This is a genomic window from Streptomyces sp. NBC_00316 (assembly GCF_036158715.1).
Lineage (GTDB): Bacteria > Actinomycetota > Actinomycetes > Streptomycetales > Streptomycetaceae > Streptomyces.
The window spans coordinates 3264354-3286073 of record NZ_CP108023.1 but is presented as its reverse complement, the minus strand read 5'-3'; the positions used below and the strand labels follow the sequence as shown (position 1 = coordinate 3286073).

The 21720-nt window shown below is 70.5% G+C and carries 23 protein-coding genes; 14 read left to right on the top strand and 9 right to left on the bottom strand.

The features are described from left to right. Window positions 1–85 precede the first annotated feature (85 nt). The 4 genes from OG878_RS14435 (at window position 86) to OG878_RS14420 (ending at window position 1786) form a co-directional block, all read left to right on the top strand. On the top strand, window positions 86–262 hold the full coding sequence (locus OG878_RS14435) for a hypothetical protein (RefSeq protein WP_328887177.1): 177 nt from the start codon (window positions 86–88) through the stop codon (window positions 260–262). Further along, a complete protein-coding gene (locus OG878_RS14430; protein WP_328887176.1) occupies window positions 255–536 on the top strand; it encodes a hypothetical protein in 282 nt (93 codons plus the stop codon). The genes OG878_RS14435 and OG878_RS14430 overlap by 8 nt, the downstream gene beginning before the upstream one ends. A gap of 585 nt (window positions 537–1121) precedes the next feature. Then, window positions 1122–1487, top strand: coding sequence for a hypothetical protein (locus tag OG878_RS14425; RefSeq protein ID WP_328887175.1), 366 nt, complete (start codon window positions 1122–1124; stop codon window positions 1485–1487). Continuing rightward, window positions 1484–1786 carry a tyrosine-type recombinase/integrase gene (locus tag OG878_RS14420; protein WP_328887174.1) on the top strand — a complete coding sequence of 101 codons (303 nt, stop codon included), beginning with the start codon at window positions 1484–1486 and terminating at the stop codon, window positions 1784–1786. The genes OG878_RS14425 and OG878_RS14420 overlap by 4 nt, the downstream gene beginning before the upstream one ends. 37 nt (window positions 1787–1823) lie before the next feature. Here the strand turns inward: OG878_RS14420 and hisN are convergent, their stop codons facing one another. Further along, a complete protein-coding gene (gene hisN, locus OG878_RS14415; protein ID WP_328887173.1) occupies window positions 1824–2624 on the bottom strand; it encodes a histidinol-phosphatase in 801 nt (266 codons plus the stop codon). Between the two features lie 121 nt (window positions 2625–2745). Here hisN and OG878_RS14410 point away from each other — a divergent pair, with 121 nt between their 5' ends. After that, on the top strand, window positions 2746–3354 hold the full coding sequence (locus OG878_RS14410; RefSeq protein ID WP_328887172.1) for a TetR/AcrR family transcriptional regulator: 609 nt from the start codon (window positions 2746–2748) through the stop codon (window positions 3352–3354). 63 nt (window positions 3355–3417) lie between these two features. On the opposite strand, the gene OG878_RS14405 is transcribed toward OG878_RS14410, so the two are convergent. From OG878_RS14405 to OG878_RS14390, 4 genes are all read right to left on the bottom strand, one after another. Then, entirely contained in the window at window positions 3418–3741 is a 324-nt protein-coding gene (locus OG878_RS14405; RefSeq protein WP_328887171.1) for a DMT family transporter, read from the bottom strand. A gap of 88 nt (window positions 3742–3829) precedes the next feature. Next, entirely contained in the window at window positions 3830–4846 is a 1017-nt protein-coding gene (gene rsgA / locus OG878_RS14400; protein WP_328887170.1) for a ribosome small subunit-dependent GTPase A, read from the bottom strand. Window positions 4847–4849: 3 nt separating this feature from the next. Next, a complete protein-coding gene (aroA, locus tag OG878_RS14395; RefSeq protein WP_328887169.1) occupies window positions 4850–6166 on the bottom strand; it encodes a 3-phosphoshikimate 1-carboxyvinyltransferase in 1317 nt (438 codons plus the stop codon). A 117-nt stretch (window positions 6167–6283) separates the two neighbouring features. Beyond that, on the bottom strand, window positions 6284–6997 hold the full coding sequence (locus OG878_RS14390; protein ID WP_328887168.1) for a M50 family metallopeptidase: 714 nt from the start codon (window positions 6995–6997) through the stop codon (window positions 6284–6286). 52 nt (window positions 6998–7049) lie between these two features. Here OG878_RS14390 and OG878_RS14385 point away from each other — a divergent pair, with 52 nt between their 5' ends. From OG878_RS14385 to def, 8 genes are all read left to right on the top strand, one after another. Further along, window positions 7050–7865, top strand: a complete 816-nt coding sequence (locus OG878_RS14385) for an SOS response-associated peptidase (protein ID WP_328887167.1) — start codon at window positions 7050–7052, stop codon at window positions 7863–7865. An 18-nt stretch (window positions 7866–7883) separates the two neighbouring features. Continuing rightward, window positions 7884–8537 (top strand): alpha/beta hydrolase family protein, encoded by a 654-nt coding sequence (locus OG878_RS14380; protein ID WP_328887166.1) that lies wholly within the window; start codon window positions 7884–7886, stop codon window positions 8535–8537. 358 nt (window positions 8538–8895) lie between these two features. Further along, window positions 8896–9552, top strand: a complete 657-nt coding sequence (locus tag OG878_RS14375; protein WP_266990480.1) for a sigma-70 family RNA polymerase sigma factor — start codon at window positions 8896–8898, stop codon at window positions 9550–9552. Further along, complete coding sequence (gene rsrA, locus OG878_RS14370) at window positions 9549–9866, top strand: mycothiol system anti-sigma-R factor (RefSeq protein WP_277328285.1); 318 nt, start codon at window positions 9549–9551, stop codon at window positions 9864–9866. The genes OG878_RS14375 and rsrA overlap by 4 nt, the downstream gene beginning before the upstream one ends. A 245-nt stretch (window positions 9867–10111) precedes the next feature. Next, window positions 10112–11656, top strand: coding sequence for an HD-GYP domain-containing protein (locus OG878_RS14365; RefSeq protein ID WP_328891239.1), 1545 nt, complete (start codon window positions 10112–10114; stop codon window positions 11654–11656). Beyond that, window positions 11653–12918, top strand: coding sequence for an HD-GYP domain-containing protein (locus tag OG878_RS14360; protein WP_328887165.1), 1266 nt, complete (start codon window positions 11653–11655; stop codon window positions 12916–12918). Before OG878_RS14365 ends, OG878_RS14360 begins: the two co-directional genes overlap by 4 nt. Window positions 12919–13010: 92 nt before the next feature. Further along, window positions 13011–14003, top strand: coding sequence for a tetratricopeptide repeat protein (locus tag OG878_RS14355; protein ID WP_328887164.1), 993 nt, complete (start codon window positions 13011–13013; stop codon window positions 14001–14003). Between the two features lie 89 nt (window positions 14004–14092). Beyond that, window positions 14093–14731 (top strand): peptide deformylase, encoded by a 639-nt coding sequence (def, locus tag OG878_RS14350; protein WP_277328289.1) that lies wholly within the window; start codon window positions 14093–14095, stop codon window positions 14729–14731. A 274-nt stretch (window positions 14732–15005) separates the two neighbouring features. Here def and OG878_RS14345 read toward each other — a convergent pair whose 3' ends face one another. After that, the gene (locus tag OG878_RS14345) at window positions 15006–16919 is read right to left on the bottom strand and encodes a family 20 glycosylhydrolase (protein ID WP_443049255.1); all 1914 of its coding nucleotides are present in this window, start codon (window positions 16917–16919) and stop codon (window positions 15006–15008) included. 97 nt (window positions 16920–17016) lie between these two features. Next, the gene (locus tag OG878_RS14340; protein ID WP_327126734.1) at window positions 17017–17991 is read right to left on the bottom strand and encodes a GlxA family transcriptional regulator; all 975 of its coding nucleotides are present in this window, start codon (window positions 17989–17991) and stop codon (window positions 17017–17019) included. 81 nt (window positions 17992–18072) lie between these two features. Here OG878_RS14340 and OG878_RS14335 point away from each other — a divergent pair, with 81 nt between their 5' ends. After that, entirely contained in the window at window positions 18073–18285 is a 213-nt protein-coding gene (locus OG878_RS14335; RefSeq protein ID WP_328887162.1) for a hypothetical protein, read from the top strand. Here the strand turns inward: OG878_RS14335 and OG878_RS14330 are convergent. Further along, window positions 18282–19295: a ribonucleotide-diphosphate reductase subunit beta gene (locus tag OG878_RS14330; protein WP_277328291.1), complete on the bottom strand. Its 1014-nt coding sequence runs from the start codon at window positions 19293–19295 to the stop codon at window positions 18282–18284. The genes OG878_RS14335 and OG878_RS14330 overlap by 4 nt on opposite strands. Further along, window positions 19295–21691 (bottom strand): ribonucleoside-diphosphate reductase subunit alpha, encoded by a 2397-nt coding sequence (locus tag OG878_RS14325; protein WP_328887161.1) that lies wholly within the window; start codon window positions 21689–21691, stop codon window positions 19295–19297. The genes OG878_RS14330 and OG878_RS14325 overlap by 1 nt, the downstream gene beginning before the upstream one ends. Window positions 21692–21720 lie beyond the last annotated feature (29 nt).

Sequence of the window (21720 nt, the reverse complement as noted above, 5' to 3'; positions counted from 1 at the left end):
CGGGCTTGCCGTCCTTGCCTGGCGGGCCGGGGGGGCCTTGCGGACCAGGGGGGCCGGACGGACCGGAGGCACTGGGCTCGACGGGGTGTACCTGGAGATCGATGTGCTGTGTCTGCAGATCGTCGATCTGCATTTGGTGGGCGACGAGTGCAGCCGACTGCGCGATGAGCACGACGATCAGCACGGCGCCGAGCGCAAGGGGGTGCCACGGTCTGCGCGGCGCTTCGTTTACACTGCTCACATCATTCCTCACAGTGCGTGACGACGAAAGTGTAAATGACGAGGATCTGGAGGAGGCGGACCTCCTCGTCGAGTGTCTGCCCCGTGGCGACCTCACAGGCCCCGAGTTTGTCCATCACTGCGCGGAGCCGCTGAAGCACGTCATTGCGGCGAAGCGCGACCTCGCGGGTTCGCTGGCACAAGACAACGGCCACCCGAGTCGACCGCATGGCAGCGCGTCGGCTTATGGCCAGCCACAGGATCGACTACCTCACAAGCACCCACTGCTGCAGTTCGCCGCCCGTCGCCATCTGTAACTGCGAGTGTCCCCGTCCGGTCATGGAAGGGTTGAACATCTTCTAGTGCATGACGGCGGAGCTGCCCGGGAGGGCTCTGTCGTCAGCCTCCCCACGGCGACTCTGGGTCTCAGTCGGTGATGGCTCGGCTGCAGCTTCTTGACCGTCCTTCCCGTCCTTGCCCGGCGGGCCGTCTTGGCCATCCCGCCCATCCCGCCCATCCTGCCCATCCTGCCCATCCTTCCCGTCGTTGCCTGGCGGGCCGGGGGGACCTTGCGGACCAGGGGGGCCGGACGGACCGGAGGCGCTGGGCTCGACGGAGTGCCCCTGGAGGTCGATGCGCTGCGTCTGCAGATCGTCGATCTGCTCTTGTTGGGCGACGATCGCAGCCGACTCCGCGATGAGCACGACGATCAGCGCTGCCCCGAGCACAAGGGGGCGCCACGGTTTACGCAGCATTTCAGTGACCCTGTCCATATGACTCCTCACTGTGCGTGACGGAGAAAGTCTAGACGGCGAGGCGCTGGAGGAGGCGCACCTCCTCGTCGAGTGTCTGCCCCGCGGCGACCTCGAAGGCTTACACGCACTGGTCAAAGCTGGGACAGCATGAATCAGGGTGAGACGGCGAACGCCCGGATCGAAGGCGCGACGTGCTGCGGGCAGGTGTGCCGGGCGGCGTGGGTGGGGCGCTGGGGCTGCAGGCACCGGGACCTCGCCGTTGACGACGTCGACTTCGCCGCGGGCGTGGTTCACGTGGTCCGACAGGTCAAGCTCTTTGCCGGGCGGCAGGTGTTCGCGTTGCCCAGGGGCGGCAAGACGCGCACCGTCCCGTTGCCGGAGAGCGTCGCGCGGTCGCTTGAGCAGCACATCGCGCAGCAGCCTCCGACGGGTGTGTCTCTGCCATGGCGGTCGGTCGACGGCCCTCCGGTCACCGCATCCGTGCTCTTCCGCACATCGAGGGACGCGCGGTGAACCGCGTGGTCTTCAACAAGGTTGCCTGGCGTCCCGCTCTCGACACGGCCAGCGTGCCGCGCGGGCGCGAGAACGGCATGCACGCGCTGAGGCACTTCTACGCGTCCGTGCTGCTGGACGCGGGGGAGAGCATCAAGGCCCTGTCGGAGTACCTGGGACACCACGATCCCGGCTTCACCCTGCGGACGTACACGCACTTGATGCCGAGCAGCGAGAAGCGCACGCGGGAGGCCGTCAGCCGCGTGTTCGGGGACGGCCCGAAGAGCGATGACGGCCCCACGACGGCCCAGGGAGCGTGAGGGAAGGGAAAGTGCGCAGGTCAGGCGGCAACCTGTTTCAGTAGCGCTGGTTCAGATACCCCAGCAGCTCGTGGTGGAGCAGCCCGTTCGAGGCCGCTGCGTTCCCGCCGCCCGGACCGGGCACCCCGTCCAGGCTGGTGAACCGGCCACCCGCCTCCTGGACGATGATCGCGTTCGCCGCCATGTCCCAGAGCGAGAGCTCGGGTTCCGCGCAGATGTCCACCGAACCCTCGGCGACCATCATGTACGGCCAGAAGTCCCCGTACCCACGCGTACGCCAGCAGGCCCGGGTCAGGTCCAGGAAGCCGTCGAGCCGGCCCTGCTCCTCCCAGCCGGTCATCGACGCATACGCGAACGAGGCGTCCGCGATCCGCTCCACCTTCGATACGTGCATCCGCGTCGCGGAGGTCAGACTGCGGCCGGTGTACGCCCCCGCACCCTTCGCCGCCCACCACCGGCGGCCCAGCGCGGGCGCCGACACGACGCCGACCACCGGCTGGAAGCCGTTCTCGCCCGCCTCCATCAGCGAGATCAGGGTCGCCCAGACCGGCACACCGCGCACGTAGTTCTTGGTGCCGTCGATCGGGTCGATGACCCAGCGGCGCGGGCCGGTGCCCTCGATCCCGTACTCCTCGCCGAGGATCGCGTCGCGCGGTCGCGCCCGATGGAGGTGACCGCGGATCAGCTCCTCGGCGGCCTTGTCGGCCTCGCTCACCGGCGTCATGTCCGGCTTGGTCTCGACCTTGAGGTCCAGAGCCTTGAACCGGTCCATCGTCGCCGCGTCGGCGGCGTCCGCCAGCACATGGGCGAGGCGCAGATCATCGTGGTAGTCGGGCATGTCGTCACAGTATCGACCGCAGGTGAACAGGGCTACACGACCCCGGAGGCTGCATGAGCCCTTGACAGTGCGGGGCGGCGAGTCAACTCTGAACCGCAGACCCCTGGCGTGGGAGGCGACGATGCCTACGGCGCGAGAAGCACTGATGGACGCCGCCCTCTCGGCGCTCACCACCCGGCCCTGGCCGTCCGTGCGGATGGTCGATGTCGCGTTCGCCGCCGGAGTCTCCCGGCAGACCCTCTACAACGAGTTCGGCGGCAAGGACGGGCTGGCCCGGGCCCTCGTCCGGCGCGCCGCCGACGGCTACCTCGCCGGTGTCGAGCGGGCGTTGGAACCGCCTGGCGGTACGGGGGACAGACTGGCCGCCACCGCGGCCTGGACGGTGCGGGCCGCCCGCACGAACGCCCTGGTCAGGGCGTTGCTCACGGGCTGTTGGGGCGAGTGGTTACCCCGCCCCGCAGCTCTTGCGGTGCCGTCCTCCTCGCCCGTACCGGCGCAGCGCCGGGCCGACGCCGGGCCACCGACCCCCGCGGAGCTCCTCGGTCTGGTGTGCGACCGCGCGGTGGCCGCCCTGAGCGAGGGGCGCCCGCCGCTCGACCCGGCTCTGCCGGCCGTGACCTGTGAGATCGTGCTGCGTCTCGCGCTGTCGTATGCGGTCGCCGCGTCCGCCGTCCCCACGGACGCGGCGCCGCTGGTGCGCGAGGTGGTGGAGCGGTGGCCCGCGGTGTGACGGCGGGCCACGTCGGCGCCGCTTCGCCGGCCGGCCCTGGTGCAGTCGACGGATCCCTGCAGGTCACTGGGATGAGCCCGACAGCTGCAGCCCGATCACGCCCACGATCACGAGGGAGATCGAGATCAGCTTGAGCGTGGACACCACATCGTCCAGGAAGACCATGCCGTAGATCGCGGTGCCCGCCGCGCCGATGCCCGTCCACACGGCATAGGCGGGCCCCACGTCGAGCTTCTTCAGGGAGAGCGTGAGGAGACCGAAGCTGCCGAGCGCGAAGACGCAGAAGGCGATCGTCGGCCAGAGCCGGGTGAAGCCGTGCGACAGCTTCAGACAGACGGCGAAGCCGGTCTCCAGAAGTCCTGCGACCACGACCAGCAGCCACGCCATCGTCGGTGCCCTCCCACGTCGGTGACTGCTCTGTTCCGCTGAGCGATTATGCACTTACCGGTAGCAGCAGATCGCAAACGCGCCTGGGTCAGTCGCCTTCGCGTCGCTCGCGCGTGGCCAGCAGCCGGTGCAGCGAGTCCAGCCGGGCCGGATCGGCATGTCCGGCGGTCACCCAGGCGCCCAGTGCGCATTCCGGTTGGACGGCGTCGTGGGTGCAGCCGCGCGGGCAGTCCTCGGTGCCGGGCTCCAGGTCGGGGAAGGCGTGGATGACCCGGGACGGGTCGATGTGGTTCAGCCCGAAGGAACGCACACCGGGGGTGTCGACCACCCAGCCGCGCCCGCCCGGCAGCGGAAGTGCCAGGGCCGAGGTGGTGGTGTGCCGGCCACGGCCGGTGACCGCGTTGACCACACCCGTCGTACGCCGCCGGTCCTTCGGCACCAGGGCGTTGACCAGCGTGGTCTTCCCGACCCCCGAGTGCCCGACGAACGCGGTGATCCGGTCGTTCAGCTGCTCGCGCACCCGGTCCGGGGCATCGCCGTTCTCCAGTTCCTCGCGGCTGGTGACGATGTACGGGACGCCCAGCGGGATGTACGCCTCCAGCAGCTTCTCCGGGGACGCCAGGTCCGACTTGGTGAGGACCAGGAGCGGGGAGAGCCCGCCGTCGTACGCCGCCACCAGACAGCGGTCGATCATCCGCGGCCGGGGTTCCGGATCGGCGAGCGCGGTGACGATCGCCAGCTGGTCGGCGTTGGCGACGACCACCCGTTCGTACGGATCGTCGTCGTCCGCCGTCCTCCGCAGCACCGAGCGGCGCTCACCGATGCGGACGATACGGGCCAGGGTGTCCTTCTCGCCGGACAGATCGCCGACGAGTGAGACGGTGTCGCCCACCACCGCGGCCTTCCGGCCCAGTTCGCGGGCCTTCATCGCCATGACCGTACGGTCGTCGACAAGGCAGGTGAGGCGGCCGCGGTCGACCGTGAGGACCATGCCGTCCTCGGCGTCCTCGTGCTTCGGACGGGTATGCGTACGAGGCCGGTTGCCTTTCGGGTTGGGGCGGATCCGGATGTCGTCCTCGTCGGGGTTCTTGCCGTAGCGACGCATGACTCAGACCCCGAGCATTCGGGTCCACATCTGCGGGAAATCCGGCAGGGTCTTGGCGGTTGTCGCCACGTTCTCGATCTCCACTCCGGGGACTGCAAGGCCGATGATCGACCCCGCGGTGGCCATCCGGTGGTCGTCGTACGTATGGAAGGTACCGCCGTGCAGCGGGCGCGGCTCGATGCGGAGCCCGTCGGCGGTCTCGGTGACCCGGCCGCCGAGCTCGTTGATCTCCTTGGTGAGCGCGGCGAGCCGGTCCGTCTCGTGCAGCCGCAGATGTGCAACACCGCTCAGCGTGGAGGGGGAGTCGGCGAGGGCCGCGACCGCCGCGATGCCCGGGGTGAGTTCGCCGACCTCGCCGAGGTCCACGTCGATGCCGTGGATGCGGCCCGAACCGGTGAACGTGAGACCGTGCTCGGTCAGCTCGCAGCTGCCGCCCATCGTGGTGAAGATCTCGCGCAGCGCGTCACCGGGCTGGGTGGTGCGCAGGGGCCAGTCGGGAATGGTGACCCGGCCGCCGGTGACCAGTGCCGCGGCCAGGAACGGCTGGGCGTTGGAGAGGTCCGGCTCGACCGTCAGATCGCGGCCGAGCAGCGCCGACGGGGAGACCCGCCAGACATTCGGCTCGCCGCCCGTCTCCGGCTCGTCGACCTGGGCGCCGACCGTCCGCAGCATGTCGACCGTCATCCGGATGTGCGGCATCGACGGCAGCCGGGAACCGGTGTGCCGTACCTCGACGCCCTGGTTGAAACGCGGCGCCGACAGCAGCAGCGACGAGACGAACTGGGAGGACGAGGAGGCGTCGATCTCCACCGGGCCGCCGTCCAGCGCACCGCCGCCGTGCACGGTCATGGGCAGTGAGCCCCGACCGTCGTCGTCGATCCTGGCGCCGAGCACCCGCAGTGCGTCGATCACACCGTTCAGCGGCCGCTCGTACGAACGCGGGTCGCCGTCGAAGCGGATCGGTCCGTCCGCGAGCGCGGCGACGGGCGGGAGGAAGCGCATGACCGTTCCGGCATTGCCGACGTCGATCGTGACGGGCCCGTGCAGCCCGGCCGGGATGACCCGCCAGGCCTCGCCGGAGCCGTCGGGGCCGACACCCTCCTCGATGCCGACGCCCATCGAGCGCAGCGCCTGCGCCATCAGCAGGGTGTCGCGGGAGCGCAGCGGGCGGCGCAGCCAGCCCGGCTCGGCGGCGAGAGCGGCGAGGACCAGCGCCCGGTTGGTGACCGATTTCGACCCGGGCACGGTGACGGTGGCGTCGACGGATCCGCTCGCATGGGGAGCGGGCCAGAGGGCGGGGTGCACGGAGCTTTCGGTCATGGCCCTCACTTTAGTGGCTCACAGCAAACCCAGATCTTGATCAAATAGGTGGAAACCGGGGCGTAATACAAGACGAGTACCCGTCGCGGCGAACCATGGTCCGGGTGTTGACGCAGCTCACAGGCCGAGCAGCCAGCGGCCGCCGCCGATCAGTGAACAGAGCGACACCGCATGGAAGAGGAAGAGCCACAGCGCCGCCGGGACATCCGTGAGCCGGGACAACTGATCGGCGTCCGAGTCCGGTGCGCCGCCGTGGCGCCGCTTCGACTGGAGCTCGAAGGCCGGGCGCACGCCGCCGAGGAGCAGGAACCACACCACGGTGTATGCGAACAGCGACTGCACGTCGGGCGAGGCGAGCCAGGACACCAGCAGGAAGGCCGAGCCGGTGAGGATCACCGACAGCGCCCCGTACACATTGCGGATCATCACCAGCATCACCGCGAGCAGCGCGGTCGCCACCCACAGCAACAGGGTGATCCGCCCGTTGGTCAGCAGCCAGGCACCGCCGAGCCCGAGCAGCGGCGGCGCGGTGTAGCCGGCGGCCGCGGTGAGGATCATCCCGATACCGGTGGGCCTGCCGCGGCTGACGGTCAGCCCGCTGGTGTCCGAGTGCAGCCGTATGCCCTGCAGCCGGCGCCCGGTGACCAGGGCTATCAGCCCGTGGCCGCCCTCGTGCGCGATGGTGATCGCGTTGCGGGAGAGCCGCCACAGGACGTTCGGCACGACGGCGATGAGCGCGGCCGTGGCGGTCACTACCACCAGCCACTGGGCAGGTGCGGGCTGGGTGCCGAATACGCGATCCCACAGATCGCCGAGATCGGTGCTGTCCATGTGCGGGCGGCTCCTTGCGGTCGTGCCGGTGGGTCGTGGCAGTCTGGCACTTATGTGCGGACGGTATGCAGCGAGTCGGCGGCCCGAGGATCTGACCGGACTCTTCGGCGTCGAGAAGTGGGAACCGGCGGAGACGCTGGAGCCCGACTACAACGTGGCGCCGACCAAAGAGGTCTACGCCGTACTGGAACGTCCTGTGAAAGACGCGGATGACCGCCGTCCGGTTCGGCAGCTGCGCGCACTGAAATGGGGGCTCGTGCCGTCCTGGGCCAAGTCGCCGGAGGGCGGCGCCCGGATGATCAACGCCCGGTCGGAGACGCTCCACGAGAAGCCGTCGTTCCGCCGCCCGTTCGTCTCGCGGCGCTGCATCCTGCCCGCAGACGGCTACTACGAGTGGGTCACCGGCACCGACGAGCGGCAGCTGGAGGAGCAGGGGAAGAAGAAGCGGCCCCGCAAGCAGCCGTACTTCGTGACCCCCGCCGACGGGTCGGTCTTCGCCATGGCCGGCCTGTACGAGTTCTGGCGCGACCGCACCCTGCCCGACGACCACCCGCAGGCCTGGTGGGTCACCTGCTCGGTGATCACCACCGAGGCCGAGACGACCCCGCTCGCCGTCGCCCCCGCCGAGGGACCGGCCGCACTCGCCGACATCCACCCCCGGATGCCCCTGATGCTCACCCCGGACCGCTGGGACGCCTGGCTGGACCCGTCGCACACCGACGTCGAGGGCCTCCGGGCGCTGCTCGCCCCGCCGCCCGGCGGACTGATGCGGGCCTACCCGGTGGCCACGGCCGTCAGCAACGTCCGCAACAACGGGCCCGAACTGCTGGAGGAGCTGGCCGCGCCGGAGGTCGGCACACTCTTCTGACCGGGCAGGATGAGACGCGTGAGCCCTACAGAGACAGGTCGTACGACGACCGAGACGGTCGACACCGAAGCGGGCCCGGCCCGGATCACCTGGCTGCCCGCGAAGAAGCCCCGCCTGGTGCTCGCCGTCGGCCACGGGGCCGGCGGCGGCATCGAGGCCCGCGACCTCCAGGCCCTGGCCGCCGTGCTGCCCGCCCACGGAGTGAGCGTCGCCCTGGTGGAGCAGCCGTGGCGGGTCGCCGGGAAGAAGCTCGCACCCGCCCCGAAAACCCTGGACAGCGGCTGGCGCGGCCTGTGGCCCGCACTCGCCGCCCCGGGACTCCCGGTCGTCTCCGGAGGGCGCAGCGCCGGGGCCCGGGTCGCCTGCCGGACGGCGACCGAGCTCGGCGCCCACGCGGTTCTCGCGCTCAGCTTCCCTCTGCACCCGCCGGGCAGACCGGAGAAGTCCCGGGCGGACGAGCTGCTCGGCTCGGGCGTGCCCACGCTCGTCGTCCAGGGCGGCCACGACCCGTTCGGACGGCCCGGCGAATTCCCGCCGGGGGAGTACGAGATCACCGAGGTGCCGTACGCGGACCACGGGTTCGCGGTACCGAAGAAGGCCGGGCCGACCCAGGAACAGTCGATGGAGATCGTCACTGCCGCCGTCACCGCATGGCTGGACCGGCTTCCGTAGTCGCCCGTACCGCAGGTTCCGCACCCCCTTCCGGGTGAGCGTCACCCCCTTACGGGTGACCGGATCCCACGCCTGGTCGACCGGGCACACCCTCCGGGAATGTTGAGTGGGGGGTCACTGTTGTCCGGGACGTCGGTACATCAACGTCGTACGTGGAGAGGGAGTCCGTCGCATGGGTTCGACCATCTGCCCGCGCCGCTCGAACGCCGCTGACCTGGAGTGGACGGTGCTGCATGCGGCGAAGACCACTGCCGAGCGGGCACTGAGCGGATCGGATCGACAGCCCGCGTCGAAGCAAGGTCGACTATTCTCCGATTCGAGCGGTTCCGGTTTCGGATCCGCCACAGCGTTGGAGGAGGTGGGTCCGGTCACCGGTACCGACACAGGGACCGACGACGGCCGCGCGGAGGAGACGACCGCCGAGCGCAATGCGCGCTTCGAGCGGGACGCTCTCGGTTTCCTCGACCAGATGTACTCGGCGGCGCTGCGCATGACGCGCAACCCCGCAGACGCCGAGGACCTGGTCCAGGAGACGTATGCGAAGGCGTACGGCTCCTTCCACCAGTTCCGCGAGGGTACGAACCTCAAGGCGTGGATGTACCGCATCCTCACGAACACCTTCATCAATTCGTACCGCAAGAAGCAGCGCGAACCTCAGCGCAGCGCCGCGGAGGAGATCGAGGACTGGCAGCTGGCGCGCGCCGAGTCGCACATGTCGACAGGTCTGCGCTCCGCCGAGTCGCAGGCGCTCGACCACCTGCCGGACTCGGACGTGAAGTCCGCGCTGCAGGCGATTCCCGAAGAGTTCCGCATTGCCGTTTATCTTGCGGATGTAGAGGGCTTTGCCTACAAGGAGATCGCGGACATCATGGGGACTCCCATCGGTACGGTGATGTCCCGACTGCACCGGGGCCGCCGCCAGCTGCGCGGCATGCTGGAGGACTACGCCCGCGAGCGCGGGCTCGTCCCGGCCGGCGCCGGGGAGTCGGACGATCGGAAAGGCTCGGGCTCATGAGCTGCGGAGAGCCGCACGAGACGGACTGCTCTGAGGTCCTCGATCATCTCTACGAGTTTCTCGATCATGAGATGCCCGACAGCGACTGCACGAAGTTCGAGGTGCACTTCGAGGAGTGCTCCCCGTGCCTGGAGAAGTACGGCCTGGAGCAGGCCGTGAAGAAGCTGGTGAAGCGCTGCTGCGGGCACGACGACGTGCCGAGCGATCTGCGCTCCAAGGTCATGGGACGGATCGATCTGATCCGCTCGGGGCAGGCGGTGCCGGAGCAGGACGTGGTGGCCGAGAGCCAGCTGCCGTCCGCCGCCGGCGAGTGATGGGCGGCCGTCGCTGACAGGCGGCGGCCGGCGGGCGAGTGCCGCTCAGGGGCGGTATCGTCCAGGACGATTTCTGTACGCGTGAGGGCGCGCCGTGATTGATGCGGCGCGCCCTCACGCGTACCACCGGTACCGCAGACGCATCACCCGAACGTGCTAATCCGGCTCATCGGCTCTCGACAGCTCGCCCAACTCGCTAGCCTGGCGCCTCCATTGACCATCGTTGGGGGGCGGGGATGGGGCGGCTGAGAGCCACACCCTCAGCGGCGCGCGCACACATTCTGGTCACCGCGGTCTGCGCCACGCTCTGCGCGGTGCCCGTGCTCCGGCCCGGCGCGGAGGTGCCGTGGGGCACCGCCGGTCTTCTCGCGGCGCTCTATCTGGCCTGCGAACTCCCCGGCCGCTGCCGGTTCCTCGGCGGCTCCGTGCCGATCAGCACCGGGTCGTTCTTCCCGCTGCTGCTCGCCGCCGCGTTCCTGCTGCCGCCCGCCGCCGCCGCGCTGGTCGTGATCCCCGGCTCGCTCGTCGGACGGGTGGAGACCGCGCCGGCGACGGCCCGCCGCGTGTGGCGGGCGGCGCAGCTCGCTCTCACCGTCTGGGCGGCGTCCTTCGTCCACGGTCTGCTCGGCGGCGCCGCCACGCTCGGCGGTCCGGGTCTCGAACGTCTGCCCGACTTCCCGTACGCACTGGTGCCGGCCTGCGCCGCCGCGCTGGCCTTCAGCCTTGTCCTCACCGCGCTCGACGGATCGATCCTGGTGACGGCCGAACGGCTGCCGCTGCGACGTGCCTGGAGCGGGCTCCTGCCGCGCTCGCTCGGACCGCACCTGGTGCACGGTCTCGCGGGGCTCATGATGGCCGTGCTGTGGCGCAGCTCTTACGGGCCGCTGTCCGCGCTCTTCGTCCTGCTGCCCATGTACATCTCCTGCTGGGTCTTCGCCCAGTACCACCGCGAGCACGCCGCCCACCGCGCGACCATCAGGGCGCTGGTGCAGGCCGTCGACATCAAGGACACCTACACCCGCGGGCACAGCGAGCGCGTCGGGCGGGCATCCGTGCTGATCGCCAGGGAACTCGGCATGGCGGAGGAGCGGCTCGAAGTGCTCCGGTTCGCGGGGATCCTGCACGACGTCGGCAAGCTCTGCGTCCCGACCAGGGTGCTGCGCAAGGACGGGCCGCTCACCCCGGAGGAACGGCGCGTGATCGAGCTGCACCCGGAGTACGGGCACGAGATCGTCCGGGGCATCGGCTTTCTGGGCGAGGCGCGTGCGGCGATCCTGCACCATCACGAGCGGCTCGACGGCAGCGGATATCCGTACGGGCTCAGTGGACGGGAGATTCCCGAGTTCGCGCGGGTCGTCGCGGTGGCCGATGCGTTCGACGCGATGACGTCGACGCGGTCGTACCGGAGGGGGAGGCCGGTGCAGGCGGCGGTGGAGGAGCTGAAGCGGTGTGCGGGCACGCAGTTCGATCCGCAGATGGTGCGGGCGCTGGCGCGGGGGCTGGACCGGCACGGGTGGTCGGCGGCGTCGACCGCGGACGAGGCGGGGGCGGTGCGGGTGCCGGTGCCGCGGGTGGGCGGGGACACCGGGGCCGTCCGGGGGCCGGTTCCTCCTCGATCGCCGGAGGGGCTGGTTGAGATGACGGGTGCGTCGTCGTCGGAGGGACGTGATGTGACGGCCGGTGGGGCGCCGCCTGCGTGCGGGGCCGATGGGGCGACCGGCGGGGTGCCGTCCGCGGACGGGATCGAACGAACGCCGGGGGTGGCGTCGGGCCGCCCCCGGCCGCGGTGAGCCCCGGCCGGGGGCGGACGCGGCCGCCTCCTGCCGTTCTCGCCGTCCGCGCCGCCGCCGTTCTGCTCGCCGTTGCCGGGCTTGCCCACACCCTCTGGCACGGTGTCCACCAGCCCGGGCACGCCCTTGCCTTCGGGGTGCTCATCACCGTCGGTGAGCTGGCCCGCTGGGGTGCGCTGCCCGGGGAGCGGGAGCCCGCCCCGCTCGGCGCCGCCGGGGCGCTCGCCTACGCACTGCTCGGACGCAGCGGCGGCGGGCCCGCCGGCCACGGGGTGTTCCAGGTCATCGCCGTGCTCGTCGCCGCGCAGCTCGTCGCCGCCGTGCCCCATGTGGCGCGCGGCAACGGGCCCACCGCCGATCAGGCGGCCCGGCGGATCGTGCTCGTCTCCTTCGCCGCCGTGTGCTTCCAGCCGCTGTACACCTCCGGCCGGTCCGCCATCTGGTTCGGCGAGGGCCCGTACTTCGCGGTCTTCCTGCTCGTACTGCTCGGGCTCACCGCCCTGTGCGACGCCGTGCTCGGCGCCCTGCTGCTGCGGTCGCGTACCCCTTTCCCTTACGGGCCACTGCTCCGCGACGAGCTGCGGGCCCTGCTGGGCATCGGGTCGGCGGTCTGCGCGACCGGGGCGGTGATGGCCCTGGGCGTCGCCGTCGCCGGACTGTGGGCGCTGCCCGTGCTCTGCGTACCGCTGCTGCTGACCCAGGTGTCGTTCCGCCGGTTCGTCGCTGTGCGGACCACCTACCGGCAGACCATCACCTCGCTCGCCCGGTCGACCGAGATCGCCGGCTACACCCCGCACGGGCACGCCCGCAGGGTGGCGATGCTCTGCACCGCCGTCGGCCGGGAGCTCGGGCTGTCCGGGTCCGAGCTGACCGTGCTGGAGTACGCGGCCCTCATGCACGACATCGGGCAGCTCTCCCTCGTCGATCCGGTGCCCGACGGGGCGACCGCCCTGCTGCCCGCCGCCGAGCAGCGGCGGATAGCACTGCTCGGCGGGGCCGTCGTCCGGCAGACCGGGGTGGACACCGAGATCGCCGTCGTGGTGGAGCGGCAGGCCGACCCGTACCGGGAGCAGCCTTTGCCCGCCCGGATCGTCCGGGCCGTCAACGCATACGACGACCTGTGCGGGGAAGGTCTCAGCGGGCCGCTCGACGCCCTGGAACAGCTCAGGCTCGGGACCGGCCACGACTATCAGCCGGAGGTCGTGGAATCGCTCGCGCGCGTCCTGGCCCGGGGCGGTCTGACCCCCGTCCTGCCTGGGTAACCCATGGGTAATGAGCGGGTGTCCGGCCAGGCATGGTTGGATGCGAAGAAGACCGGAAAACGAGGGTGTCCGAGTCGGGACAGGCGGGAATCGTGAGGATCTTCGGGAAGGTACGGCATCGGCCCTCCGCCTCTTGGCGGCAGGCCACGGACCGCGCGTTCACGCTGATCGGCGACGGCCGGTACGAGGACGCGGGCGCACTGCTGACACGCGCGGCGGACCTGGAACCCTGGCTCTCCGAGTCGTGGTTCAACCTGGCACTGCTGCACAAGTTCCGGCATGACTGGGAACAGGCGAGGGCGGCCGGCCTGCGGGCCGTGGCGCTGCTCGACAAGGAGTCCGGCGCTCCCGACTGGTGGAACGTCGGGATCGCCGCCACCGCACTGCAGGACTGGCCGCTGGCCCGCCGCGCCTGGCAGGCGTACGGCCTGAAGGTGCCCGGTGGCGGCCAGCACACCTCGGCGGCGAACAGCGAGCCGTCCGGCATGGAGCTCGGCAGCGCGGCCGTACGGCTGTCGCCCGAGGGCGAGGCGGAGGTCGTCTGGGGCCGCCGGCTCGATCCGGCCCGGATGGAAGTGCTGTCGATTCCGCTGCCGTCCTCCGGGCGGCGCTGGGGCGAGGTCGTCCTGCACGACGGCGTGCCGCACGGTGAGCGGGTCACGGCCGCCGGCCCCTCGTACCCCGTGTTCGACGAGATCGAGCTCTGGGCGCCGTCTCCCGTACCCACCTGGGTGGTGCTCCTCGAGGCCGCCACCGAGGCCGACCGGGACGCCCTGGAGCAGCTGGCGTCCGATGCCGGATTCGCCGCCGAGGACTGGTCGTCGTCCGTGCGGCTGCTCTGCCGGGCCTGCTCGGAGAGCCGGATGGAGAGCGACGAGGGCGACGGCGAGCACCTCGACCCGCACGACCACAGTGAGCCCGGCCACCCGGGACCGCTCGGCCACCGGACCGCCGGTGAGCTGTGGGTACCCGAGCGCGAGTGCGGGATAGCCGCCCCCGCGGGACTGGTGCGCGGACTGCTGGACGGCTGGGTGGCGGACAGCCCGGACAGCCGCGAGTGGCGCGATCTCGAAGAAGTCTGCTGAGCCAGAAGTCCGCTGAGCCGTGCGTCCGTGGCCCGGCCGCTAGGCTGTACGGGCATCGATTCGGGTTTTGAGGAAGGCGTACGGCGGACATGGCGCAGCAGGAGACGGACGAGCAGATCAGCGTCGACGACGAAGGATTCGTCGTGGACACCGAGGACTGCGAGGCGCGTGAGGCGGCGTACCGCGAGCGTGGGACCTCCCGGCCGATCACGGTCGTGGGCAACCCGGTGCTCCACAAGGAGTGCAAGGACGTCACCGAGTTCGGCGACGAGCTGGGCCGGCTGATCGACGACATGTTCGCCAGCCAGAAGACGGCGGAGGGCGTGGGCCTGGCCGCCAACCAGATCGGTGTGGACCTGAAGGTCTTCGTCTACGACTGCCCGGACGACGACGGTGTGCGGCACGTGGGCGTCGTCTGCAACCCGGTGCTGGACGAGCTGCCGCCCGAGGAGCGCGTCCTCGACGACTCCAACGAGGGCTGCCTCTCCGTTCCGACGGCGTACGCGCCGCTGGCCCGCCCGGACTACGCGGTGGTGCGCGGACAGGACGCCAAGGGCAACCCGATCAAGGTCCGCGGCACCGGTTACTTCGCGCGCTGCCTCCAGCACGAGACGGACCACCTGTACGGCTACCTGTACATCGACCGGCTCTCGAAGCGGGACCGCAAGGACGCGCTGCGGCAGATGGCGGAGAACACCCCGCGCTACGAGATCGTGCCGAACGACTAGAACCTTCGACGGGCCCGGTCTCCCCACGCGGGGAGACCGGGCCCGTCCGCGTTCCTCCGCGGCTTCGTCGATCTCCAACTGCCCTTCGTCCAGGCCTGGTCGAGGCGTGCCGACCGGTCCGGCAGGCTCTGCCGCCGCGCCCTCGTCGTGGTGAGGGCCCCGCGCGCCGGTCGTCAGGTGATCCGGCGGGCGGGGCCCCGTTCGGTGCGGCGTCGGGCGGATCGCGCCGTCAGCCGGGTCGCCTCGGACGCGTGGCGCCCTCAGCCGGGTCGTGTCAGGCGGCGCGCGCCGTCAGGCGGGTCGCGCCCGTCGTCTGGACCGCGGCGCCGTCCGGCGCCCGCTCCGTCAGATGCAGCTGCGAGATGGCGTTGCGCAGCGTCAGCGCACCCGCCCCGGGGTCCAGCTGCCAGCGCTGCGTACGCGCCGTCGCCGAGCAGGTCCCGAGCGACAGCTCCGCCCCCACCTCCAGCGGTGCGCCCAGATACTTCTTGCCGCGCACCACGTCCAGGCACTGACCGGTCTCCGTGGACCGCACCGTGTAATACCCGTCGGCGGTCGCCGTCAGCGCCCAGGAAGCCGCACTGCCCTTGGCCAGCGACACGCCCGCGTCCGCTGCGGGGGCCAGTGCCTTCGCGCCCGCGGTCAGCCGGTACGAACCGTCGGCGAGCGGCGTGCGGTCGGTGTTCCCCCAGCCGGGCGCGTGACCGATCTTCCGGGCGAGCGCCTCGAAACCGGCGTACGTCGGGCTCGGCTTCGGGCCGCCCCAGGTCGCCTGGGCCACGAAACGCAGCGGCATGAAGACCTTCGTCTCCACCTCGTTCTCCGTCTCGGCCGCCGCGCTGTCCGGCCACAGGCTGATCTTCGCGCCGGTGAGGTTCGCCGCCTCCTGGGGCAGCGTCTGGCCCTCGAAACGCAACGGCGTCCAGTCGCTCTCGTACAGCTTCTGCGTCTGCATCGTGAAGCCGCCGCGCACCAGGTAGAGCGAGTAGGCGGAGTTCATGACCGGCCGGCCCTCGGCGAGCAGCGAGGACGGCTGCTGGATGGAACCGCCGCTCAGCCAGTGCTCGACGGTGATGTCACGGTCCAGCGGGACGACGGCGTTCTTGCCGGCGAGCCCGTCGTTCCAGATCCGCAGCGACCTGCCGTCCGCCTTCACATGCGCATTGACCTGGTTGATGAAGTCGGTGAAGAGATCGTCGGGGGTCGCCGACGCACCGAACTTCGCGGTCGCCGCGGCCTGCAGTTGCGGGTAGCTCGGGTAGGAGGAGCCGAGCATGTACTCGTCGGCGCCCATGTGCCAGTAGCGGCTGCCCCAGACCTTCAGCGCCTCGTCGACCATCGAGGTGTAGTACGCCAGAGCCTCGGGCCGGGAGATGTCGAGCCGGGGCGGGGAGGCGACGCCGTCCCTGTCCTTGAGCTGGAGCTCCGGGTGGTTCTCCAGGTAGGTGTCCATGTGGCCGGGCGAGTTGATCTCCGGCACGAGCTCGATGTGGTACTTCCTGGCCATCGCCACCAGCGTGCGGATCTGCGGCTTGGTGTAGTAGCCCCAGAACGCCGACGCCGGGTCGGTGTCGCTCTTGACCTTGGCCTCGATCCACAGCTGGTTGAGCTTCTGCGACGCCATGTCCTTCATCAGCCGCTCGAACCACTGTGTCGATATGTTGATGTAGCAGGCGCAGACCCCGACTCCGCGCTCGCGGTACTCGGGTACATCGGTCGCCGAACCCCGTGCGGCGCGGCCGTCGTCGTTCAGCAGCTGGAGAACGGTCCGGGTGCCGTAGAACACGCCGGTGGAGGTCGCGGCGGTGACGGTGATGCGGGCGCCGACCGTGAGCCGGTAGCCCTCCGCGCCCAACGCGCCCTTCTGGGACGGGTCCTGGCGCAGCACGATGTCCCCGGAGCGGGCCGCGCGGCCCCGCGACACCGACGCCTTGCCGTTCAGTTCGTCGGCGAACCGGACCGCGTCGGCGGCCGTACGACTGTCCCGCACCCCGTCCAGCACGATTCCGGCCCGATCGGTGAGCGCGAACTCGCCCTGAGCGCCTTGCCATTCACGGAGCGTGGGCAGCACCTCGGGCGGGGCCGCGGCGGCCGAGCCGCCCTCGGCCGCCGCGCTCTGCCAGGGCAGCAGCGCGGCGGCGAGCGCCGTCACCACGGCTCCGATGGTCCTTCGTCTTGCCATCCGCATGTCCATGCGCCCGACCCTTGCGGGAAGCGGGGCCGTGGTCCATGGACTGATGCAGAAAACGGTTGGACGAATGATCGGAGGTCAGGTCCGATGTGGATCAGGCGGCTTCGGAGACGGACATCGGGCCACGGAACGTGCGGCGGTAGGAATTCGGCGTGGTCCCGAGGGACTTGACGAACTGATGGCGCAACGCGGCGGCGTTTCCGAAACCGGTACGGCCGGCGATCCCATCCATCGTTTCATCGGAGGTCTCCAGCAAGTGCTGTGCCAGCAGAACTCGTTGTCGTAGCAGCCAGCGGTACGGGGTGGTGCCTGTCTCCTGCTGGAAGCGGCGCGCGAAGGTGCGCGGGGACATGTGCGCCTGGGCGGCGAGCTGCTCGACGGTCATCTCCTGGTCCAGGTGGCGCTCCATCCAGGCGAGCGTCCCGCCGACCGTGTCGCAGGCGGTGCGCGGCAGCGGACGTTTGATGTACTGCGCCTGGCCGCCGTCCCGATGCGGCGGCACGACCATGCGGCGGGCGATGGCGTTGGCGACATCGGGGCCGTGCGCCTGACGGACCAGATGCAGACAGGCGTCGATCCCGGCGGCGGTGCCCGCCGAGGTGATGACCGACCCATCGTCCACGTACAGCACATCGGGCTCGACGACGGCCCGCGGGAAGCGGCGGGCCAGCTCGGCGGCGTGGCGCCAGTGGGTGGTGCAGCGGCGGCCGTCCAGCAGTCCGGCCGCGCCGAGGACGTACGCACCGGAGCAGACGCTCAGCACACGCGCTCCCCGGTCCACCGCGCGGCGCAGGGCGGCCAGGACCTCCTCGGGGTACTCCCGGTCCATGAAATGGCTGCCGGCCGGTACGGCGACGAGGTCGGCCTCCTCCAGCCGGTCGAGTCCGTGCGGTGTGCTGATGGTGAACCCGGCATGGGTCTGCAGCACCGGGCCTTCCGCGGAGACCACCGCGAAATCGTGGACCGGCAGACCCTCGTCGCTGCGGTCGAGGCCGAACACCTCGCACAGGACGCCGAGTTCGAAGGGGTGGACCTCGTCGAGCAGGAGAGCGGCGACATTCTTCAGCATGACGTCAGTGTGGCAGCAATTCGATGCTGTGTGGCAGTCCTGCCACTGCCGAAATTCGGCTGCACGGACGACAGTAGAGGCATGAACACATTCATGAACTTCCTGGCCGTAGCGGCACTTTTCGCTCTCGTCCTGCTGCCCGCGCTCATCGGGCTCGCACGGGAGCGCCGGACCGACCGTGAGCTGCGCGCCGCAGAGCACGAACGGCGTGCGGAGCCCCGGGAAACGGCAGGCGCCGCGCAGCCGGTCACGGCCGCGCGGCGCCTGTACCCCAGGGTCGGGGCCGGCGTCTAGAAGTCGTCGTCGAAGGCGACCGAGCCCTCCACCGCCACCTGGTAGGCGGACGGGCGGCGCTCGAAGAAGTTCGTCAGCTCCTGGACGCCCTGCAACTCCATGAACGAGAACGGGTTCTCGGAGCCGTAGACCGCCGGAAAGCCGAGCCGGGCGAGCCGCTGGTCGGCCACGCACTGCAGGTACTCGCGCATCGACTCGGTGTTCATGCCCGGCAGACCGTCGCCGCACAGGTCGCGGCCGAACTGCAGCTCCGCGTCGACGGCCTCCTTCAGCATGTCGGTGACCTGCTGCCGGAGCTCGTCGTCGAAGAGGTCGGGCTCCTCCTTGCGGACGGTGTCCACGACCTCGAACGCGAAGTTCATGTGCATCGTTTCGTCGCGGAAGACCCAGTTGGTTCCCGTGGCGAGACCGTGCAGCAGGCCGCGCGAGCGGAACCAGTAGACGTACGCGAACGCGCCGTAGAAGAACAGCCCCTCGATGCACGCCGCGAAGCAGATCAGGTTCAGCAGGAAGCGGCGGCGGTCGGCCTTCGTCTCCAGCCGCTCGATCTTCTCGACCGAGTCCATCCACTTGAAGCAGAACTGCGCCTTCTCGCGGATGGACGGGATCTCCTCGACCGCGTCGAACGCTGCCGCGCGATCGTCCGGGTCGGGCAGATACGTGTCGAGCAGCGTCAGATAGAACTGGACGTGCACGGCCTCCTCGAAGAGCTGCCGCGACAGATACAGCCGCGCCTCGGGGGAGTTGATGTGCTTGTACAGCGTCAGCACGAGGTTGTTCGACACGATCGAGTCGCCGGTCGCGAAGAAGGCGACGAGCCGGCCGATCATGTGCTGCTCGCCGGGGGACAGCTTGGCGAGGTCGGCCACGTCGGAGTGGAGGTCGACCTCCTCGACCGTCCAGGTGTTCTTGATCGCGTCGCGGTAGCGCTCGTAGAAGTCCGGGTAGCGCATGGGCCGCAGGGTCAGTTCGAAGCCCGGGTCGAGCAGGTTCTTCTCGGTGTTGCTCATTACTGGCAGGCCTCGCAGGACTCGGGGTTTTCGAGGGAGCAGGCGATCGCGTCCGCGTCGGGAGCCGCCGCCTGCTGCACGGGCAGGGGGACGGCGGCCGCGGCCTGGCCGGATGCCGCGCGGGCGATCCGGGTCGCCGGGCGTGAGCGCAGGTAGTACGTCGTCTTCAGCCCCTGCTTCCAGGCGTACGCGTACATTGAGGAGAGCTTGCCGATCGTCGGCGTCTCCAGGAACAGGTTCAGCGACTGGCTCTGGTCGAGGAACGGCGTACGCGCCGCCGCCATGTCGATCAGTCCGCGCTGCGGGATCTCCCACGCCGTGCGGTACAGCGCCCGTACGTCCTCGGGGATCCAGGCGAACCCCTGCACCGAGCCGCTTGCCTCGCGCAGCGCCTCACGGGTCCGCGCGTCCCATACGCCGAGCTTCTTCAGCTCGTCCACCAGATAGGCGTTGACCTGGAGGAACTCGCCGCTCAGGGTCTCGCGCTTGAAGAGGTTGGAGACCTGCGGCTCGATGCACTCGTACACCCCGGCGATCGAGGCGATCGTGGCGGTCGGAGCGATGGCCAGCAGCAGCGAGTTGCGCATGCCGGTCTTCGCGATCCGGGCGCGCAGTGCGTCCCAGCGCTCCGGCCAGGTCAGCTCGGTGGCGTAGTGGTCGGGGTGCAGCACACCGCGGGCGGCCCGCGTCTCGGACCAGGCGGGCAGCGGACCGGACCGCTCGGCGAGGTCGCAGGACGCCTCGTAAGCGGCCAGCATGATCCGCTCGGAGATCTTCGTGGAGAGCGCGCGGGCCTCGGGGGAGTCGAACGGCAGCCGCAGCTGGAAGAAGACGTCCTGGAGCCCCATCGCACCCAGGCCCACCGGACGCCAGCGGGCGTTGGAGCGGCCGGCCTGCTCGGTCGGGTAGAAGTTGATGTCGACGACCCGGTCGAGGAACGTCACGGCGGTACGGACGGTGGCGTCGAGCCGCTCCCAGTCGATCTCCCCGCCGGCCACGAAAGCCCCGAGGTTGACCGAACCGAGGTTGCAGACGGCCGTCTCGCCGTCGTCGGTGACCTCGAGGATCTCGGTGCACAGATTCGACGAGTGGACGACGCGGCCCGGCTCGGCGGTCTGGTTGGCCGTCCGGTTGGAGGCGTCCTTGAACGTCATCCAGCCCTGCCCGGTCTGCGCGAGCGTCCGCATCATCCGGCCGTACAGCTCACGCGCGGGCATCGACTTGCGGGCCAGGCCCTTGGCCTCGGCGGCCCGGTACGCGGCGTCGAACGCGTCGCCCCACAGGTCGACCAGTTCCGGCACGTCGGCGGGGGAGAACAGAGACCAGTCGCCGTCCGCGTCGACCCGGCGCATGAACTCGTCCGGGATCCAGTGCGCCAGGTTGAGGTTGTGCGTACGCCGCTGGTCCTCACCCGTGTTGTCGCGCAGTTCCAGGAACTCCTCGATGTCCGCGTGCCACGTCTCCAGGTAGACGGCGGCGGCGCCCTTGCGGCGGCCGCCCTGGTTCACGGCGGCGACCGAGGCGTCGAGCGTCTTCAGGAACGGCACGATGCCGTTGGAGTGCCCGTTGGTGCCGCGGATCAGCGAACCGCGGGCACGGATCCGGGAGTACGAGAGACCGATGCCGCCCGCGTGCTTGGAGAGCCGGGCCACCTGGCGGTAGCGGTCGTAGATCGAGTCGAGCTCGTCCAGCGGCGAGTCCAGCAGATAGCACGAGGACATCTGCGGGTGCCGGGTACCGGAGTTGAAGAGAGTGGGGGAGGAGGGGAGGTAGTCGAGGCGGCTCATCAGGCCGTACAGCGAGGCGACCTCGTCCAGCGCACGCTCGGAGTCGTCCTCGGCGAGGCCGGCCGCGACCCGCAGCATGAAGTGCTGCGGCGTCTCGATGACCTGGCGGGTGTGGGGGTGGCGCAGCAGGTAGCGGCTGTGCAGCGTGCGCAGCCCGAAGTAGCCGAACCGGTCGTCGGCGCCGTCGGCGAGCGACTGCCCGACCAGCGCATCGAGCCGGGCCGCGTGGAGCGCGACGAACGCGGCCGTGCGGTCCGCGATCAGACCCTCGCGGTGACCGACGGCGACCGAGGCGGAGAACGACACCGCGCCCTGACCGGCCGCCTCGTCCGCGATGGTGCGGGTCAGGAGGCGGGCGGCGAGCCGGGAGTACGCGGGGTCCTCGGCGATCAGGCCCGCGGCGGCCTCGGTGGCCAGCGAGCGCAACTCCGCCTCGTCCGAACGGGCGTTGCGGCCGCGCAGCGCGGCGGCGGCGACGCGACCGGGGTCGGTGTCGGGCAGATCGACGGTGAGGTCGGTCAGGGTCCGCAGCAGTGCGGTCCCGGGTCCGTCGTTCGTGGTTCCCGCGGACTCGGCGACTGAAGCCGGATCGGCTGGCGCGATGGTCACGTGGTGCTCTCCCTCGCTCGGCTCGGGGC

What these genes read in the sequence shown, in the direction of transcription:
- OG878_RS14425 (WP_328887175.1), top strand. Translation starts at nt 1,122, where the DNA reads ATGAATCAGGGTGAGACGGCGAACGCCCGGATCGAAGGCGCGACGTGC.
- hisN (WP_328887173.1), bottom strand. Translation starts at nt 2,624, where the DNA reads ATGCCCGACTACCACGATGATCTGCGCCTCGCCCATGTGCTGGCGGAC.
- OG878_RS14410 (WP_328887172.1), top strand. Translation starts at nt 2,746, where the DNA reads ATGCCTACGGCGCGAGAAGCACTGATGGACGCCGCCCTCTCGGCGCTC.
- OG878_RS14405 (WP_328887171.1), bottom strand. Translation starts at nt 3,741, where the DNA reads ATGGCGTGGCTGCTGGTCGTGGTCGCAGGACTTCTGGAGACCGGCTTC.
- rsgA (WP_328887170.1), bottom strand. Translation starts at nt 4,846, where the DNA reads ATGCGTCGCTACGGCAAGAACCCCGACGAGGACGACATCCGGATCCGC.
- aroA (WP_328887169.1), bottom strand. Translation starts at nt 6,166, where the DNA reads ATGACCGAAAGCTCCGTGCACCCCGCCCTCTGGCCCGCTCCCCATGCG.
- OG878_RS14390 (WP_328887168.1), bottom strand. Translation starts at nt 6,997, where the DNA reads ATGGACAGCACCGATCTCGGCGATCTGTGGGATCGCGTATTCGGCACC.
- OG878_RS14385 (WP_328887167.1), top strand. Translation starts at nt 7,050, where the DNA reads ATGTGCGGACGGTATGCAGCGAGTCGGCGGCCCGAGGATCTGACCGGA.
- rsrA (WP_277328285.1), top strand. Translation starts at nt 9,549, where the DNA reads ATGAGCTGCGGAGAGCCGCACGAGACGGACTGCTCTGAGGTCCTCGAT.
- def (WP_277328289.1), top strand. Translation starts at nt 14,093, where the DNA reads ATGGCGCAGCAGGAGACGGACGAGCAGATCAGCGTCGACGACGAAGGA.
- OG878_RS14345 (WP_443049255.1), bottom strand. Translation starts at nt 16,919, where the DNA reads ATGCGGATGGCAAGACGAAGGACCATCGGAGCCGTGGTGACGGCGCTC.
- OG878_RS14340 (WP_327126734.1), bottom strand. Translation starts at nt 17,991, where the DNA reads ATGCTGAAGAATGTCGCCGCTCTCCTGCTCGACGAGGTCCACCCCTTC.
- OG878_RS14335 (WP_328887162.1), top strand. Translation starts at nt 18,073, where the DNA reads ATGAACACATTCATGAACTTCCTGGCCGTAGCGGCACTTTTCGCTCTC.
- OG878_RS14330 (WP_277328291.1), bottom strand. Translation starts at nt 19,295, where the DNA reads ATGAGCAACACCGAGAAGAACCTGCTCGACCCGGGCTTCGAACTGACC.